Source organism: Nitrosomonas sp. Nm132, assembly GCF_900100485.1.
In the GTDB taxonomy this organism is placed as follows: domain Bacteria; phylum Pseudomonadota; class Gammaproteobacteria; order Burkholderiales; family Nitrosomonadaceae; genus Nitrosomonas.
Genome location: NZ_FNDH01000005.1, coordinates 1 through 14534, shown reverse-complemented (window position 1 = coordinate 14534; position 14534 = coordinate 1). Strand labels below are relative to the sequence as shown.

The window sequence follows — 14534 nt, the reverse complement described above, 5'->3', positions numbered from 1 at the left end:
AAATGAAACACTTTATCCTTTGTTTACTTTTTTTATTGAATTTCCTATCTTTTTGTATTCAAGCGGAAGAATTTCAGTTCAGATTTGAGGATAGCAAGGGAAAAATACACCGGTTGAGCGATTATAAAGGAAAGTGGGTGCTGGTAAATTTCTGGGCAACCTGGTGTCCTCCCTGCTTGGAGGAGATTCCCGATCTGATATCGCTTTATGAAGATCGGAATGATGTCATGATTATTGGTATCGCAATGGATTATGCGGATACGGAAACCGTGATGAAATTTACCGAGGCGATGTCTGTTTCTTATCCTATCGTATTGGGTAACAGACAGATTGCTTCGCAGCTTGATGAGTTATCGATGTTGCCAAGTACCTATTTATTTGACCCTGACGGTAAACCCGCAGCACGAAAGATTGGATTGCTTACACGAGAGGATATTGAGAAATTCATACAGAGTTATTAGAAAGTGCTAGCTCGGAAAAACAACTGATTCGATTCATACTGAGTAGAGCTTTCAATGTTGAGCTACTTCTTGAGTTGCGGGGTGGCGCCAGTACTTGTTCCATGCATTAAAAACGAGCTCTGGGTAGGTTGCTTGCCCTAGGCTTCCGTTATATCTTCCGAGAGTACGAAAATAATCGCCTTTTTCAATATCAAGATAGTGGCGCAGTATGGTGCACCCATAACGTAAATTGACTCGCAGATGGAAGAGATTATGGTCTTTGCTGCCAATGGTATCAACCCAAAATGGCATGATCTGCATATAGCCGCGCGCACCTGCAGTCGATATAGCATATTTTCTGAAACCGCTTTCGACATGGATAATACTCAACACCAGTTGTGGATCAAGTCCAGCGCGGGTGGCCTCATAATGAACTGTAGTAAGGAAATCTTCTCGTTCATTATGATCAGGCATGCGCCCTTTTAATCGCTCAGACATAGTAACAAGCCATACCTTACTTTCTGCTTCAGGCAACGTAATAAAATGTGAAATGGCCTGATCGCTTACAGCCCGTTGCAATACTGTTCTCGTGCTGGCGGATAATGGCTCATATATTTGGGCGCCTGCCTGTGCAATCGGAGAAATAAGGATCGGAATCAGGCCGATCAATTTCCACATATTTTTGAAATGATGAATGAAGTGATCTCCTTCAGAGAGATCATTTGAGATTTCTCATCACGTCGCCCACGATATTCAATAATGTCATCTTTCAGACCTCGTTCACCAATAACGATTCGATGGGGAATACCTATCAACTCCATGTCAGCAAACATTACGCCGGGGCGTTCATCACGATCATCCATCAGTACTTCAATGTGAGCTGCAGAAAGTTCATGATACAGTCTTTCGGCTTCAGCTTGCACTTGCGGATTCTTTTTCAAACCAATCGGGATGATGGCAAGCTGAAATGGTGCGATTGCGATGGGAAATATGATGCCATGCTTATCGTGATTCTGCTCAATGGCCGCTGCCACAACACGTGACACACCGATGCCGTAACATCCCATTTCCATCGCTCTCATCTGACCGGATTCATCCAGGTAAGTAGCCTTCATCTTTTCAGAATATTTGGTGCGTAATTGGAAAATGTGACCAACTTCAATGCCTCGGCAAATTTCCAGTAAGCCCTTACCATCTGGTGAAGGATCACCTTCAACGATATTGCGGATATCAAAAATATGATCGGGTAATTTCAAGTCACGTTCGAAATTGATATGAGTGAAATGGAAGCCTTCCTCATTTGCGCCGCAGACGAAATTACTCATTTTTATAACAGCCTTGTCAGCGATGATGCAATTTTCTAGCCCCACAGGCCCGATGAACCCTGGTCTGGAACCGGTCTCGGCTAGAATTCTTTCTTCACTTGCCAATTCAAAATTGCTTAAAAATGGGATTTTTCTGACTTTTGTTTCGTTTAGTTGGTGATCGCCGCGTAGTAATAATAGGTAAAACTGATTGTCCGCAGTAATAGCCAGTGTTTTTATGGTTTTTTGTACGGGGATGCCAAGGAAATCTGCAACTTCTGTACAGGTTTTTTGATCAGGTGTTGAAATTTTTTGCTTTATGCCATTTGGCGCCTCGCGAGATTTTCCAGGAGAAATGGTCTCAGCCATTTCAATATTAGCTGCATAATCTGAATCAGGGCAGAAAGCAATCGCATCTTCACCTGAGTCTGCGAGTACATGGAATTCGTGTGAACGGCTACCACCCATCGCCCCAGTGTCTGCTGTTACAGCTCGGAAATTCAAGCCGATACGGGTAAATATTCGGCTATACGTATCATGCATCAGACGATAGGTTTGCTCCAAGCTTTCCAGGGCGGTATGAAACGAATAGGCATCTTTCATTATAAATTCACGTGCTCTCATGACGCCAAAACGGGGACGAATCTCATCGCGAAATTTGGTTTGGATCTGATAAAAATTCAAAGGTAATTGGCGATAGCTTTTTATTTCCCTGCGTGTGATATCAGTGATAATCTCTTCGTGAGTAGGGCCAAAACAATAATTGTGTTTGTGTCTATCCTGAATTTTCAACATTTGTGGCCCGAATAATTCCCAGCGCTCAGTTTCCTGCCAGAGTTCTGCGGGTTGAACTGCCGGCATTAAAAGCTCGATGGCGCCACTTTTATTCATTTCCTCGCGGATGATGTGTTCGATTTTACGCAGTACTCTTAAACCTAAAGGCATCCAGGTATAAAGTCCACTACCAAGGCGCTTGATGAGACCAGCCCGTAGCATCAGCTTATGACTAATCAATTCCGCTTCTGCGGGAGCTTCTTTGAGCGTTGAAATAAAGAATTGAGAAACACGCATGTATTGATTCCGTATGTTTTATCGTTATATTAAATAAAGAGGAAGAATTTTACCCTGAAAAAGACAGTTATCTATACGGTTTAAACTTGTTGCGACTTATCATATACAGTTAAGAAAGGGAGATATGGGTAAATTAAAGGAAAGTATGCCCAGATTTTTATTTTATGATGACTTTTAATCTGGGAGAAAGTATGGAAAAATGGTTAGTAATTGACGTATCAAATGACGGATGAATCAAATGATCGACCGTAACGGATATCGTCCTAATGTTGGAATTATTCTATTGAATTCGAGAAATGAAGTTTTCTGGGGGAAACGTGTCAGGCAGGATTCTTGGCAATTTCCTCAGGGGGGCATTAAATCGGGTGAAACCCCAACGCAGGCGATGTATCGAGAATTAACTGAAGAGGTAGGACTGCAACCCTATCACGTAGAAATTTTGGGGCGCACTCGAGAGTGGTTGCGTTATGACGTGCCAGAGTGCTGGATAAGGCGAGAATGGCGCAGGAGCTACAGGGGGCAGAAACAGATTTGGTTTCTGCTGCGTTTGCTTGGGCATGATAGCGATGTGTCGCTCAGAAAAAGCCTACACCCTGAATTTGATGCATGGCGTTGGAATCGATATTGGGTAGAGCTTGACTCAGTTGTTGAATTTAAGCGTCAGGTTTATCGGCAGGCGCTTGTGGAGCTATCTCACTTACTTGGTTGTGACATTGGGCAAGGCTGCGATTACGGTTATGGGGAAAATGATCAAATCACCCCAGAGATTGCTGTCACTTCTGTGAAAACACAAAAATAATTTTTCCTGCCTGTGATACAGGAGTAGCCGGCTCCAGGTAAATTATAGCCAACCATTTTTGCTGAATTTTATTCTGATAGGGTACATTTAGGCGTAACCGGCTGCGCCATTACAGCCGCGTTTTTTAGGAGATTTTCAATGATGATGCGTACGCTGACTGCCTCGCTATTATCGATTGGTGTAATGATTACGTCCGTCCATGTATTTGCTGCTAATGAGCCGATACAATCCATTAAACCGGTAAAGCCAGAGAATGCAGAAATGGTTGAGCTTGGGAAGATGCTGTTTTTTGATCCTCGGTTATCCAAATCCGGTTTTATTTCCTGTAATTCCTGCCATAATCTGAGCATGGGAGGTACTGATAATATCAAAACTTCCATTGGTCATAAATGGCAACAGGGTCCGATCAATGCACCCACCGTATTAAATTCGAGCATGAATCTGGCGCAGTTCTGGGATGGGCGTGCTAAGGATCTCAAAGAGCAGGCTGGCGGACCGATTGCTAATCCTGGTGAGATGGCTTCTACCCACGATATGGCGGTAAAAGTGATTAGCTCTATTCCTGAATATCAGGAGCAATTTAAGAAAGCTTTTAATTCAAATCAGGTGGATATTGACCGAATCACGACTGCGATTGCTGCTTTTGAGGAAACCTTGGTTACGCCGGATTCTCGTTTCGATAAATGGCTGGAAGGTGATAAAGATGCACTGACGAAAGCAGAACTGGATGGATACAATTTATTCAAGAGCAGTGGTTGCACAAAATGTCACAACGGTCCGGCAGTTGGTGGGAATTCATTCGAAAAAATGGGTGTTTATAAACCTTATGAGACAAATAATGCTGCGGTAGGTCGTATGGATATGACGGGTAAAGAAGAAGATCGTTATGTATTTAAAGTTCCAACCCTGAGAAATGTAGCATTGACATACCCTTATTTCCACGATGGCGGTGCTGCAACGCTGGAGGAAGCAGTAAATATCATGGGCAAGATACAAGTGAACCGCGAGTTTAAGAAAGAAGAAATTGCTGATATCGTAGCGTTCTTGAAAACACTGACTGGTAAGCAGCCTGATTTTAAATTACCGATTTTGCCACCTTCTAATAATGAAACTCCAAGATCTCAGCCATTTGATAAATGATTTTGAAGGATCTAGCTTAGATTAAATAATCTGGAATTTCAGGTGCTCTTAAACTTACCCAGACTAAGATAGTCTGGGTAAGTTTTTATTAAGAAGCTTATTTATTGTTTTGTTCTGGATCTTTATTGTTACAGTTTAACTAGATCATTGATTTTTCAATTTACTCCATGCTGTAAATAGCATTTGTCTCAAAATAAGTCTGATCAATAATCAACTTCCTTTATTACGCCGGCTTTAATCTAAGTAGTTTTATTTCAAGCAATTACAATTCCTCCTGATTTGAAAGCTTAGCCGGCTTGCTTTTCTCAGAGTCTATTTAAAAATTTGATATAGCGCGCGCGCCTGCGGGAGATAAATTTTATATGGTGGTATAGATAAAGGTGTGAAGTGATCCCTCTAAATCATAGAGGGTAGTATTAGTATTTTCGGAGCTTAGCTGTTGATCGTTTTTAAGAACCTACTTATTTCTATAGCGATAGAAATAGAATAAAATTTTATGTAAAGGGAAATTTATTCCGATAAATCTATGCTTTTAATTAGACTTGCAATTTATTTAGCATGATAAAATCTGCGCACTCTTGAAAATTCATAGTCTTAACCTTATTTACTATTTCTAAAGCGTAATCTTATGAGGAATGATTATCTCGAAAGAGTACTTACCGCCCGTGTTTATGATGTTGCTGTAGAAACACCACTGGAGGAGGCAGTCAATCTTTCAGCACGTATTCATAACCAAGTGTTTTTGAAACGTGAGGATATGCAACAGGTATTTTCATTCAAGTTGCGGGGTGCTTACAATAAAATGGCAAAGTTATCCCCTGCCATGCTCAAACGAGGTGTGATAGCCGCTTCAGCTGGTAATCATGCGCAAGGTGTAGCGTTGGCTGCACAGAAATTGGGCTGTTCTGCCACGATTGTGATGCCTGTGACAACTCCTCAGATCAAGATCAATGCGGTGATGGCGCTGGGTGCAACGGTATTACTCTATGGTGATTCGTATAATGAAGCATATGAGCATGCTTTAGAGCTTACGCAGCAAGAGCATGCTACTTTTGTTCATCCTTATGATGATCCAGACGTTATTGCAGGGCAAGGAACAATCGGTATGGAGATCTTGCGTCAGCATGGAGCAGGAATTCACGCTATATTCGTGCCGGTAGGAGGGGGGGGGCTTATTTCCGGAATTGCAGCATACGTAAAAAGGTTATATCCGGATACTAAGATTATCGGGGTTGAGCCAGTTGATTCGGATGCCATGTATCGTTCGTTGCAGAAAGGACGCCGCGTTAAACTTTCACAAGTAGGACTGTTTGCTGATGGTGTGGCTGTTAGGCATGTTGGTAAGGAAACTTTTCGCTTGTGCCGGGAGCTGGTTGACGAGATTTTTTTGGTGGATTCGGATGCTATCTGTGCGGCTATTAAAGACGTATTTGAAGATACCCGTGCCATTCTTGAGCCTTCTGGAGCACTCTCTGTTGCTGGGTTAAAGGCCTACGTCGAACGTGAAAAATTACTTCATAAAACATTGGTGGCGATAGCATCAGGTGCCAACATGAATTTTGATCGTTTGCGCCATGTTTCTGAACGGGCAGAATTAGGTGAACAACGTGAGGCAGTAATGGCGGTCACGATTCCTGAGGAACCTGGTAGCTTCAAGAAGTTTTGCGCCATGTTGGGAACAAGGAGCATTACTGAATTCAATTATCGCTATGCAGATCCTAAAGTGGCGCATGTATTTGTTGGAGTATCAGTCCGTAATCGTGAAGAAGCACTTGATTTAGTCAGAGGTCTGGAAGCAAGTGGATTACACACCGAAGATCTGTGCGGTAATGAGATGGCAAAGTTGCATATTCGTCACATGGTAGGAGGACGCTCTAGAGATGTCAAAAATGAAATCCTCTATCGTTTTGAATTTCCTGACAGACCGGGTGCATTAATGAATTTTCTTGATAATATGAGCCATCTCTGGAATATCAGTTTATTTCATTATCGTAATCATGGTGCGGATTTCGGGCGCGTGTTGGTGGGAATAGAAGTGCCCCCTAGTGAGAAAGCTGATTTTAAAAATTTTCTTGATAATCTCGGTTATCGATATTGGGATGAAAGTAATAATCCAGCATATAAGCTGTTCTTGGTATAAATAACTAAATTCCGCAGAGCTTAATTGTTACTTGTATCATGGATACTTTACTCAGTTCGGCATTTAGATCTTTTTTAAAATTAATCCCGTGTATTTGTTAACATCACGCTACAATATCTCATTCTTCTACTTGTTTATTTTGATGATAATCCTGTTGGTGGATATGGATCCACTTAAAAAAATAAAGTAGAGTCTCTTATCTAATAATTAGAATTGAAATAAAACGGGGAGGGTTGTTCATGAGTGCCAAGGGTCAGCTGTTGCAAGATCCATTTTTAAATATTCTGCGAAAGGAACATATTCCAGTATCCATTTACTTGGTTAATGGTATAAAACTGCAGGGACATATTGATTCATTTGATCAATATGTCGTGCTATTGAAAAACTCAGTTACACAAATGGTATATAAACACGCGATTTCTACAGTGGTTCCAGCTAGGGCTGTTGCCATTCCGATTGAAACACCCGTTGTACGTGATGACTGATTTCACAGAATTTATAACAGGTAAGAACAACACTGCCATCTTAGTAGGCCTCAATCTAGGCGATAGTGATAAAGAAAGCCTAGAAGAATTACGTCAGCTTGCCATGAGCGATCAGCTCGTGGTTGTGGCCATTGTGGAAGGAAGACGCTCGCGACCTGACCCTGCTACCTATGTTGGTGGCGGCAAGATAGATGAAATCTATCAACTTTTGAATCAGACCAACGCGTCACTGGTGATATTCAATCATGATCTTTCTCCAATTCAGCAGCGAAATCTAACTGAGCGGCTGCAGTGCCAAGTTATTGATCGTGCTAGCCTGATTCTTGATATCTTTGCGCAGCGTGCTAAAAGCCGCGAAGGTAGATTGCAGGTTGAACTTGCTCAACTAGAGTATCTTGCATCACGGTTGGTACGGGGATGGACTCACTTGGAGCGACAAAAGGGGGGGATTGGTCTGCGTGGTCCAGGCGAAACACAACTTGAAACGGATCGACGGTTGCTAGCCAAGAGGGTTAAGTATCTGAGAGAAAAACTCAAAGAGCTTCAACGCCAGCGAAGAGTTCAGCGAAAGTCTAGGCAGCGTACTAAGGTGATGTCCATATCTATTGTTGGTTATACTAATGCAGGCAAGTCAACTCTATTCAATAGTCTAACTCGTGCTCAGGCATATGCAGCTGACCAGTTGTTTGCTACTCTAGATACAACAACACGTAGATTATTCATTCCGAACAATGGACATTTGGTTATTTCAGATACGGTTGGGTTTATTCGTGGGCTGCCTCACACTTTAGTTGCTGCATTTCGCGCTACGTTGGAAGAAACAGCGCAAGCTGATATGCTCTTGCACATAGTCGATGCGGCTAGTCCATCCCGCAATGAGCAAATTGCGGAGGTAAATAAGTTGCTTAAAGAAATTGGCGCGGAAACTATTCCGCAGATTTTAGTATTGAATAAAATTGATCTTGCTGAATCGAGCAGGACTGCAAATTATGTGCGGGATGAGTATGGTAGAATAACGTGTATTCGACTAAGTGCTAAGACTGGAGAAGGGTTAGAATTTATTAGACTGGCCCTGGCAGAAGCAATTGCGCAGAATTCTGTTGACTTAAGAGAGAATTTCTTGGAAGTTGGGAGAGTGAACGACAGTAGTGCTACAGCTTTTTTAGAACGAGAGGAAGGATTAAATTATCATGGGATTAAATGATCCTCAATGGGGAAGAAGGAAAGGTAATTCTAACCCACCAGATCTGGATGATGTGTTGCGTAATATCAGCAAAAGAATTAACGAAATTTTGGGTCGTAAGAGCGGCGGCGGCGATGAGGATCCTGGGAGTGAAGGCCCCAAAAGACAAAGTAGCAGTGGTGGTGTTGTAGTTATCGTCATTTTGCTGCTAACTGTTTGGGCGGCTAGCGGTTTTTACATTGTTGACGAGGGGCAGCGCGGTGTCGTGCTTCGCTTCGGTAAGCATGTTGATACTACTCAAGCGGGATTGCGTTGGCATATGCCTTACCCAATTGAAAAAGTGGAAGCTGTTAATGTTAGTCAGGTGCGTACGGTAGAAATTGGTTATCGGAACAATGTTAGAAGCAAAGTACTGAAAGAATCGCTGATGTTGACCGATGATGAAAACATTATTGATATCCAGTTTGCTGTGCAATACATATTAAATAACCCTGAGAGTTTCTTGTTTAATAATCGCGATCCTGACAACGCCGTGTTGCAAATCGCTGAGACGGCTATTCGTGAAGTTATCGGAAAAAACAAGATGGATTTTGTTTTATATGAGGGGCGTGAGGAAGTAACCGCCCGGACAACCCAAATAATGCAGACTATTCTGGATCGCTATCAGATAGGTATTACTGTCAGTAGAGTAACGATGCAGAATGCGCAACCGCCAGAACAGGTGCAGGCAGCATTCGATGATGCTGTTAAGGCTGGTCAGGATAGAGAGCGGCAACGTAATGAAGGTCAAGCTTATGCCAATGATGTGATTCCTAGAGCGAGAGGTGCCGCGGCACGTTTATTGGAAGAAGCAAGTGGATATCAGCAACGTATTATTTCTAGTGCAGAGGGTGATATTAGCCGTTTTGAGCAGATCCTTGTCGAGTACAGTAAGGCGCCTGGTGTCACACGTGATCGCCTATATTTGGATATGATGCAACAAGTACTTTCCAATACCAGTAAAATTCTGATTGATCAAAAAGATGGGAACAACTTGCTGTATCTGCCACTGGATAAGTTGATTCAAATGGATGGAACCATGCCGAAACCACCCATGACGGTACAAACTCAAACTATTCAGGAAACGCCTGATGTGAGCACGCGTACGCGTGAATCATTCCGAAGTCGTGAACGGGAGGTAAGATAAAATGGGGAAATTATCATCAGTATTATCGAGTATAGCCGCAGTACTAGTCTTGGTGGCGAGTTCTGCAGTATATATTGTTGATGAACGTGAACAAGCAATTTTGTTTCAATTAGGGGAAGTGGTTGGCGTAAAGACTTCGCCAGGGTTGTATTTTAAGATTCCTATGTTACAGAATGTACACTACTTTGATTCCCGTATTCTTACCATGAGTACTGAAGAACCGGAACGCTTTATTACTTCAGAAAAAAAGAACGTTCTGGTCGATTTATTTGTGAAATGGCGCATCGTTGATGTAAAGCAATATTATGTTAGTGTACGAGGAGATGAAATGTTGGCACAGACTCGGTTGTCACAAACTGTGAACTCAAGTATGCGTGACGAGTTTGGTAACCGTACCGTGCATGATGTCGTTTCTGGTGAGCGAGATAAGATTATGGAAATCATGCGTCAGAAAGCTAATTTAGATGCAAAAAAAATCGGTGTTGAAGTAGTGGATGTGCGTTTGAAACGTGTTGATTTGCCACAAGAAGTTAGCGATTCAGTATATCGCAGAATGGAAGCTGAACGAAAACGGGTGGCCAATGAATTGCGTTCTACAGGTGCTGCAGAAGCTGAAAAGATTCGTGCGGATGCTGACCGACAACGTGAAGTAATTTTGGCAGAAGCTTATCGGGAAGCACAGAAAATTATGGGAGATGGCGATGGTCAAGCTGCTGCAATATATGCGGGCGCCTTTGAAAAGAACTCTGAGTTTTATACGTTCTATCGAAGCATGGAAGCCTATAAGCAATCTTTCAAGAATAAGGGAGATATGTTAGTACTTGAGCCTAATTCAGAGTTTTTCAGATATTTGAATAGCGCGGCCAGTAAAAAAGTAAAATAGACTGAGTTGCTCAAACAGTGTATTGCATTTTATTCTAGTAAAAATTGATCTGGTAAAGTAAATAGCGTTACAGAAAATGCTAGATCACCAAGGATTTCGTTGGAGATATTGTTGTATGTGGGATACCTTTCTTATGGCCATTGCATTAATGTTGGTGTTGGAAGGTATTTTTCCTTTTACATCCCCTAATGCTTGGCGCGATACTTTTAGAAAACTCATAGAACTGGAAGATGGCCAGATCCGATTTATAGGCTTGACTTCAATGGTGGTAGGGTTGATTATGCTCTATTTGGTAAACTAAATTCCTATATATCTTTCTTTTCTAAGCAGTGAATAAATTGAGCAGTTGCTAAATTACAAGAATGCGTAACTGGCTTCTTCCTGAATACGTCGAAGATGTTCTGCCGTCTGAGGCATTACGAATCGAAAGAATGCGTCGCAGCATTCTGGATTTACTCCTTGTGCATGGTTATCTGTTTGTTATTCCGCCATTGCTCGAATATGTGGAGTCGTTATTGTCTGGCAGCGGGAGCGATATGGATCTGCGTATGTTCAAGGTGTTGGATCAATTAAGTGGCAGAATGATGGGATTGCGAGCAGATACGACACCACAAACTGTCCGGATAGATGCACACTTATTGAATGCTAAAGGAGTGATTCGCCTTTGTTACGCTAATAGTGTATTACATACTGCTCCTTGCGAAATTACACGTACTCGTGAACCATTCCAAATTGGTGCTGAATTATTTGGTCACCCTGGTTTGGAAAGCGATCTTGAGATTCAACGAGTAATGTTGAAATGTCTCGCAGTATCGGGGATTGACAAAATTCATCTTGATCTTGGGCATGTGGCTATTTTCCGAAGCCTGATTAAGGGTTCCGGAGTTCTCCCTGAGCTTGAAGTGGATTTGTACAATATATTACAAACCAAAGATACAGCTACTCTAAGGGAATTGTTATGCACTAGGCTTGATAAGCGACTGGATAAATCCATTCGGGAAGCTCTGATGCTTCTGCCTGAATTATATGGTGATAGAAAAATCCTTACACATGCTCGAAAAATGCTTCCTAATCATCCAGAAATCGAGAGTGCACTGAATCAGCTTGAAGTGATTGAGGAAGAATTGAAAACATATGTGGATAAAATAACTTTCGATTTATCTGATTTGCGTGGCTACCATTACCACACGGGAATGGTATTTGCTGCTTATACACAAGGAAGTGCCAATGCAATTGCGTTGGGTGGGCGTTACGATGAAATAGGCAAAGCGTTTGGAAGAGCAAGACCAGCTACTGGCTTTAGTATGGATTTACGGGAATTGTCGAGATTGACCACATTGGATACTTCCCCTAAAGGAATTCTGGCACCTTACGAAAGAAACGACAAGACACTGGAAAAGATAGTTGAGCAGCTAAGAGACGAAGGCCATATCGTTGTAACAGAATTGCCAGGAAATGAAAACGAAGAAGATACCTCCTACTATGACAGAAAACTTATCTTGCACAATGGTGTATGGGAAGTAGTGGGAATTTAACTTATCCATATATATATCAAGATAAAGAGATTCTGAGACATGACTAGAAATGTAGTAGTTATCGGGACACAGTGGGGTGACGAGGGAAAAGGTAAAATAGTCGATTGGCTAACTGATCATGCAGGGGGTGTCGTTCGCTTTCAGGGTGGTCATAATGCTGGGCACACGTTGGTAATCGGCAATAAAAAAACTATCCTGCACCTCGTTCCTTCTGGAATTCTGCGTGAGAATGTTGTTTGCTATATTGGTAATGGCGTAGTGCTGTCTCCACAAGCTTTACTCGAAGAAATTGATATGCTAGAGGAGGCAGGTATTGATGTATGCCAGAGATTACGAATCAGCGAAGCTTGTCCACTCATATTACCCCATCACGTTGCACTTGATAGTGCACGAGAAACAGCCAGAGGTTTAGATAAAATCGGTACTACTGGCCGTGGTATCGGCCCAGCCTATGAAGATAAAGTTGCTCGACGTGCAATACGTTTGCAGGATTTACTTTACCGTGAACGATTTATAGTCAAATTGGAAGAAATACTCGATTATCATAATTTTGTTCTAAAAAATTATTACCAAGTACCTACAGTCGATCTCAATAAGACGGTTGATGAAAGCCTCGCTCAGGCTGAGCGTATTAGACCTATGGTAGCAGATGTGCCGCAATTACTCTTTGAGATCAATAAAGAAGGTAATAATCTTTTATTTGAAGGTGCGCAGGGAGCATTGCTGGATATTGATCATGGTACTTACCCTTTTGTGACATCTAGTAATTGTATTGCCGGTGCAGCAGCTTCTGGCAGTGGAGTAGGGCCACAGATGTTGCACTATGTTCTGGGTATTACTAAAGCATATACAACCCGCGTGGGCTCAGGTCCGTTTCCTACTGAACTTAATGACGCTGTGGGCGAGCATTTGGCCAGCCGTGGCAATGAGTTCGGCTCAACAACGGGCCGCCGCCGCCGTTGTGGTTGGTTTGATGCGGTAGCAATGAAACGCTCTACTCAGATCAATGGCGTATCAGGACTATGCATTACCAAATTGGATGTTCTTGATGGTATCGAAACCTTGAAGCTTTGTGTGGGCTATAGATTAAATAGTAAAGGGACTGAACAGGAAAGATTTCTTAACATTCTACCAGCAGGCGCGGAAGAACTGATAGCCTGTGAGCCTGTCTATGAAGAGGTGCCTGGGTGGAGTAATAGTACTCAAGGATTAAGAGATTTCAGGCAGTTACCTAAAGCAGCGCAAAATTATCTGAAGCGTCTGGAAGAAGTATGTGAGGTGCCGATAGATATGATTTCAACGGGACCTGATCGGGATGAGACTATTGTCTTCAGGCATCCATTTGAGTAATCTTTGTATTCATTCTTATCTGCTGTTTTCTTGCTTGCCCCATTCTTGAGTAAGCGTCCTGGAGAGTTCGTCCCACTTTCTTTTAGCTGCTTCCATTCTCACATTTGCTTCTTTTGATTTCTCGTAAGTAATCTTAAGCTCTTGTTCAGCTTCTGCAGTTTTTTGTTTAAAATACTGCAGTCGCTCCTTTTTTACCTCGGTTTGCTGTTCAGCAATTCTTGCTTCACGCTCAACCTGCTTCATCTGTTCGTAAGCAAAGCTGGCTCTTTGCTGCAGACTGAGAATATCCTCAGCAGAAGCTAATGGGAATAGCGCTAAACTGAGTAAGAAAAATACGAGATATTTCATTCATTACCTCCACTGATCAAACTTGGTTTGAAGGATAGTTTCTATTTGAATAGGCAGATTATTTAAAAACTTGATTGTTGGGGTTATTGTACTCATTGAATTTATACCGTGCATTGTTTGTATAATTTAGCTGTAGAAAAGTTAAAATATTTTTGGAGTATATCTTATGCGATTAAGACTGATTAATTTAACACATATAATAGTTTTAATAATTTTAAGCATTTTTTTAGGTTTATTAACTACCTCGGCACAGGCGTCGTGTAAGGGATGTCTCTGTCCAGGTGATCCCTGTCGGTTATGTCCTTTACCTCCAATGGCTACTGATACAGTCGCAGCAGATGAGCCAGAAACATGTAGACGGATTCGGGAAGAAGTGATCCCGATATCATCACTACCTGGAAGTAATGAATATTTTGCTAGCCTTGATAAATCGACAATGGCTTGTATAAAAAACGGAGGAGATGTGATTAAAAATTCACGACGAAATCAGGAATTTACTTCAAGAGTTTACTGTAAGCCATATTTACCTTCCATAAAGTAATTGAGATTATAAATTTTAGCGAACATATTTCCTTAGAAGCTGTCTGGCAAAACGATTTCCATTAGAATCAAGGATTTTTTGATAGTAAGCTAAGAGATGTCATACAAAACGGATATAAATGATGAGGAA

The 14534-nt window shown here is 41.9% G+C and carries 14 protein-coding genes; 11 read left to right on the top strand and 3 right to left on the bottom strand.

Features of this window, described 5'->3' with window-relative positions; all coding sequences use genetic code 11:
• Window positions 1–35 precede the first annotated feature (35 nt).
• Window positions 36–461, top strand: a complete 426-nt coding sequence (locus tag BLP80_RS03220; RefSeq protein ID WP_371128801.1) for a TlpA family protein disulfide reductase — start codon at window positions 36–38, stop codon at window positions 459–461.
• Window positions 462–512: 51 nt separating this feature from the next.
• Here BLP80_RS03220 and BLP80_RS03215 read toward each other — a convergent pair whose 3' ends face one another.
• Together BLP80_RS03215 and BLP80_RS03210 are read right to left on the bottom strand one after the other, a co-directional pair.
• Window positions 513–1118, bottom strand: coding sequence for a lytic transglycosylase domain-containing protein (locus tag BLP80_RS03215; protein WP_090540097.1), 606 nt, complete (start codon window positions 1116–1118; stop codon window positions 513–515).
• Window positions 1106–2815 (bottom strand): proline--tRNA ligase, encoded by a 1710-nt coding sequence (locus tag BLP80_RS03210; RefSeq protein WP_090540095.1) that lies wholly within the window; start codon window positions 2813–2815, stop codon window positions 1106–1108. Before BLP80_RS03210 ends, BLP80_RS03215 begins: the two co-directional genes overlap by 13 nt.
• Window positions 2816–3053: 238 nt before the next feature.
• On the opposite strand from BLP80_RS03210, the gene BLP80_RS03205 reads away from it, so the two are divergent.
• From BLP80_RS03205 to BLP80_RS03160, 10 genes are all read left to right on the top strand, one after another.
• The gene (locus BLP80_RS03205) at window positions 3054–3614 is read left to right on the top strand and encodes an RNA pyrophosphohydrolase (protein ID WP_090540275.1); all 561 of its coding nucleotides are present in this window, start codon (window positions 3054–3056) and stop codon (window positions 3612–3614) included.
• A 138-nt stretch (window positions 3615–3752) separates the two neighbouring features.
• Window positions 3753–4754 (top strand): cytochrome-c peroxidase, encoded by a 1002-nt coding sequence (locus tag BLP80_RS03200; RefSeq protein WP_090540093.1) that lies wholly within the window; start codon window positions 3753–3755, stop codon window positions 4752–4754.
• 628 nt (window positions 4755–5382) lie between these two features.
• Window positions 5383–6894, top strand: a complete 1512-nt coding sequence (ilvA, locus tag BLP80_RS03195; protein ID WP_090540091.1) for a threonine ammonia-lyase, biosynthetic — start codon at window positions 5383–5385, stop codon at window positions 6892–6894.
• 239 nt (window positions 6895–7133) lie between these two features.
• Window positions 7134–7379, top strand: a complete 246-nt coding sequence (hfq, locus tag BLP80_RS03190; RefSeq protein ID WP_090540090.1) for an RNA chaperone Hfq — start codon at window positions 7134–7136, stop codon at window positions 7377–7379.
• Window positions 7372–8583, top strand: coding sequence for a GTPase HflX (gene hflX / locus BLP80_RS03185; protein ID WP_090540088.1), 1212 nt, complete (start codon window positions 7372–7374; stop codon window positions 8581–8583). The genes hfq and hflX overlap by 8 nt, the downstream gene beginning before the upstream one ends.
• Window positions 8570–9748, top strand: coding sequence for an FtsH protease activity modulator HflK (gene hflK, locus BLP80_RS03180; protein ID WP_090540086.1), 1179 nt, complete (start codon window positions 8570–8572; stop codon window positions 9746–9748). Before hflX ends, hflK begins: the two co-directional genes overlap by 14 nt.
• Window position 9749: 1 nt before the next feature.
• Entirely contained in the window at window positions 9750–10631 is an 882-nt protein-coding gene (hflC, locus tag BLP80_RS03175) for a protease modulator HflC (RefSeq protein WP_090540084.1), read from the top strand.
• Between the two features lie 115 nt (window positions 10632–10746).
• Window positions 10747–10932: a DUF2065 domain-containing protein gene (locus BLP80_RS03170; RefSeq protein ID WP_090540082.1), complete on the top strand. Its 186-nt coding sequence runs from the start codon at window positions 10747–10749 to the stop codon at window positions 10930–10932.
• 61 nt (window positions 10933–10993) lie between these two features.
• Entirely contained in the window at window positions 10994–12166 is a 1173-nt protein-coding gene (locus BLP80_RS03165) for an ATP phosphoribosyltransferase regulatory subunit (protein WP_090540080.1), read from the top strand.
• A gap of 39 nt (window positions 12167–12205) precedes the next feature.
• Complete coding sequence (locus BLP80_RS03160; protein ID WP_090540078.1) at window positions 12206–13516, top strand: adenylosuccinate synthase; 1311 nt, start codon at window positions 12206–12208, stop codon at window positions 13514–13516.
• Between the two features lie 15 nt (window positions 13517–13531).
• On the opposite strand, the gene BLP80_RS03155 is transcribed toward BLP80_RS03160, so the two are convergent.
• The gene (locus tag BLP80_RS03155; RefSeq protein ID WP_090540076.1) at window positions 13532–13864 is read right to left on the bottom strand and encodes a hypothetical protein; all 333 of its coding nucleotides are present in this window, start codon (window positions 13862–13864) and stop codon (window positions 13532–13534) included.
• Window positions 13865–14534: the final 670 nt, after the last annotated feature.

Excerpts from the sequence above, each read along its gene's own strand:
- BLP80_RS03200 (WP_090540093.1), top strand. The coding sequence starts at position 3,753 with ATGATGATGCGTACGCTGACTGCCTCGCTATTATCGATTGGTGTAATG.
- BLP80_RS03160 (WP_090540078.1), top strand. The coding sequence starts at position 12,206 with ATGACTAGAAATGTAGTAGTTATCGGGACACAGTGGGGTGACGAGGGA.
- ilvA (WP_090540091.1), top strand. The coding sequence starts at position 5,383 with ATGAGGAATGATTATCTCGAAAGAGTACTTACCGCCCGTGTTTATGAT.
- hflX (WP_090540088.1), top strand. The coding sequence starts at position 7,372 with ATGACTGATTTCACAGAATTTATAACAGGTAAGAACAACACTGCCATC.
- hflC (WP_090540084.1), top strand. The coding sequence starts at position 9,750 with ATGGGGAAATTATCATCAGTATTATCGAGTATAGCCGCAGTACTAGTC.
- BLP80_RS03205 (WP_090540275.1), top strand. The coding sequence starts at position 3,054 with ATGATCGACCGTAACGGATATCGTCCTAATGTTGGAATTATTCTATTG.
- BLP80_RS03215 (WP_090540097.1), bottom strand. The coding sequence starts at position 1,118 with ATGTGGAAATTGATCGGCCTGATTCCGATCCTTATTTCTCCGATTGCA.
- BLP80_RS03155 (WP_090540076.1), bottom strand. The coding sequence starts at position 13,864 with ATGAAATATCTCGTATTTTTCTTACTCAGTTTAGCGCTATTCCCATTA.
- BLP80_RS03210 (WP_090540095.1), bottom strand. The coding sequence starts at position 2,815 with ATGCGTGTTTCTCAATTCTTTATTTCAACGCTCAAAGAAGCTCCCGCA.
- hfq (WP_090540090.1), top strand. The coding sequence starts at position 7,134 with ATGAGTGCCAAGGGTCAGCTGTTGCAAGATCCATTTTTAAATATTCTG.
- BLP80_RS03170 (WP_090540082.1), top strand. The coding sequence starts at position 10,747 with ATGTGGGATACCTTTCTTATGGCCATTGCATTAATGTTGGTGTTGGAA.
- hflK (WP_090540086.1), top strand. The coding sequence starts at position 8,570 with ATGGGATTAAATGATCCTCAATGGGGAAGAAGGAAAGGTAATTCTAAC.
- BLP80_RS03165 (WP_090540080.1), top strand. The coding sequence starts at position 10,994 with ATGCGTAACTGGCTTCTTCCTGAATACGTCGAAGATGTTCTGCCGTCT.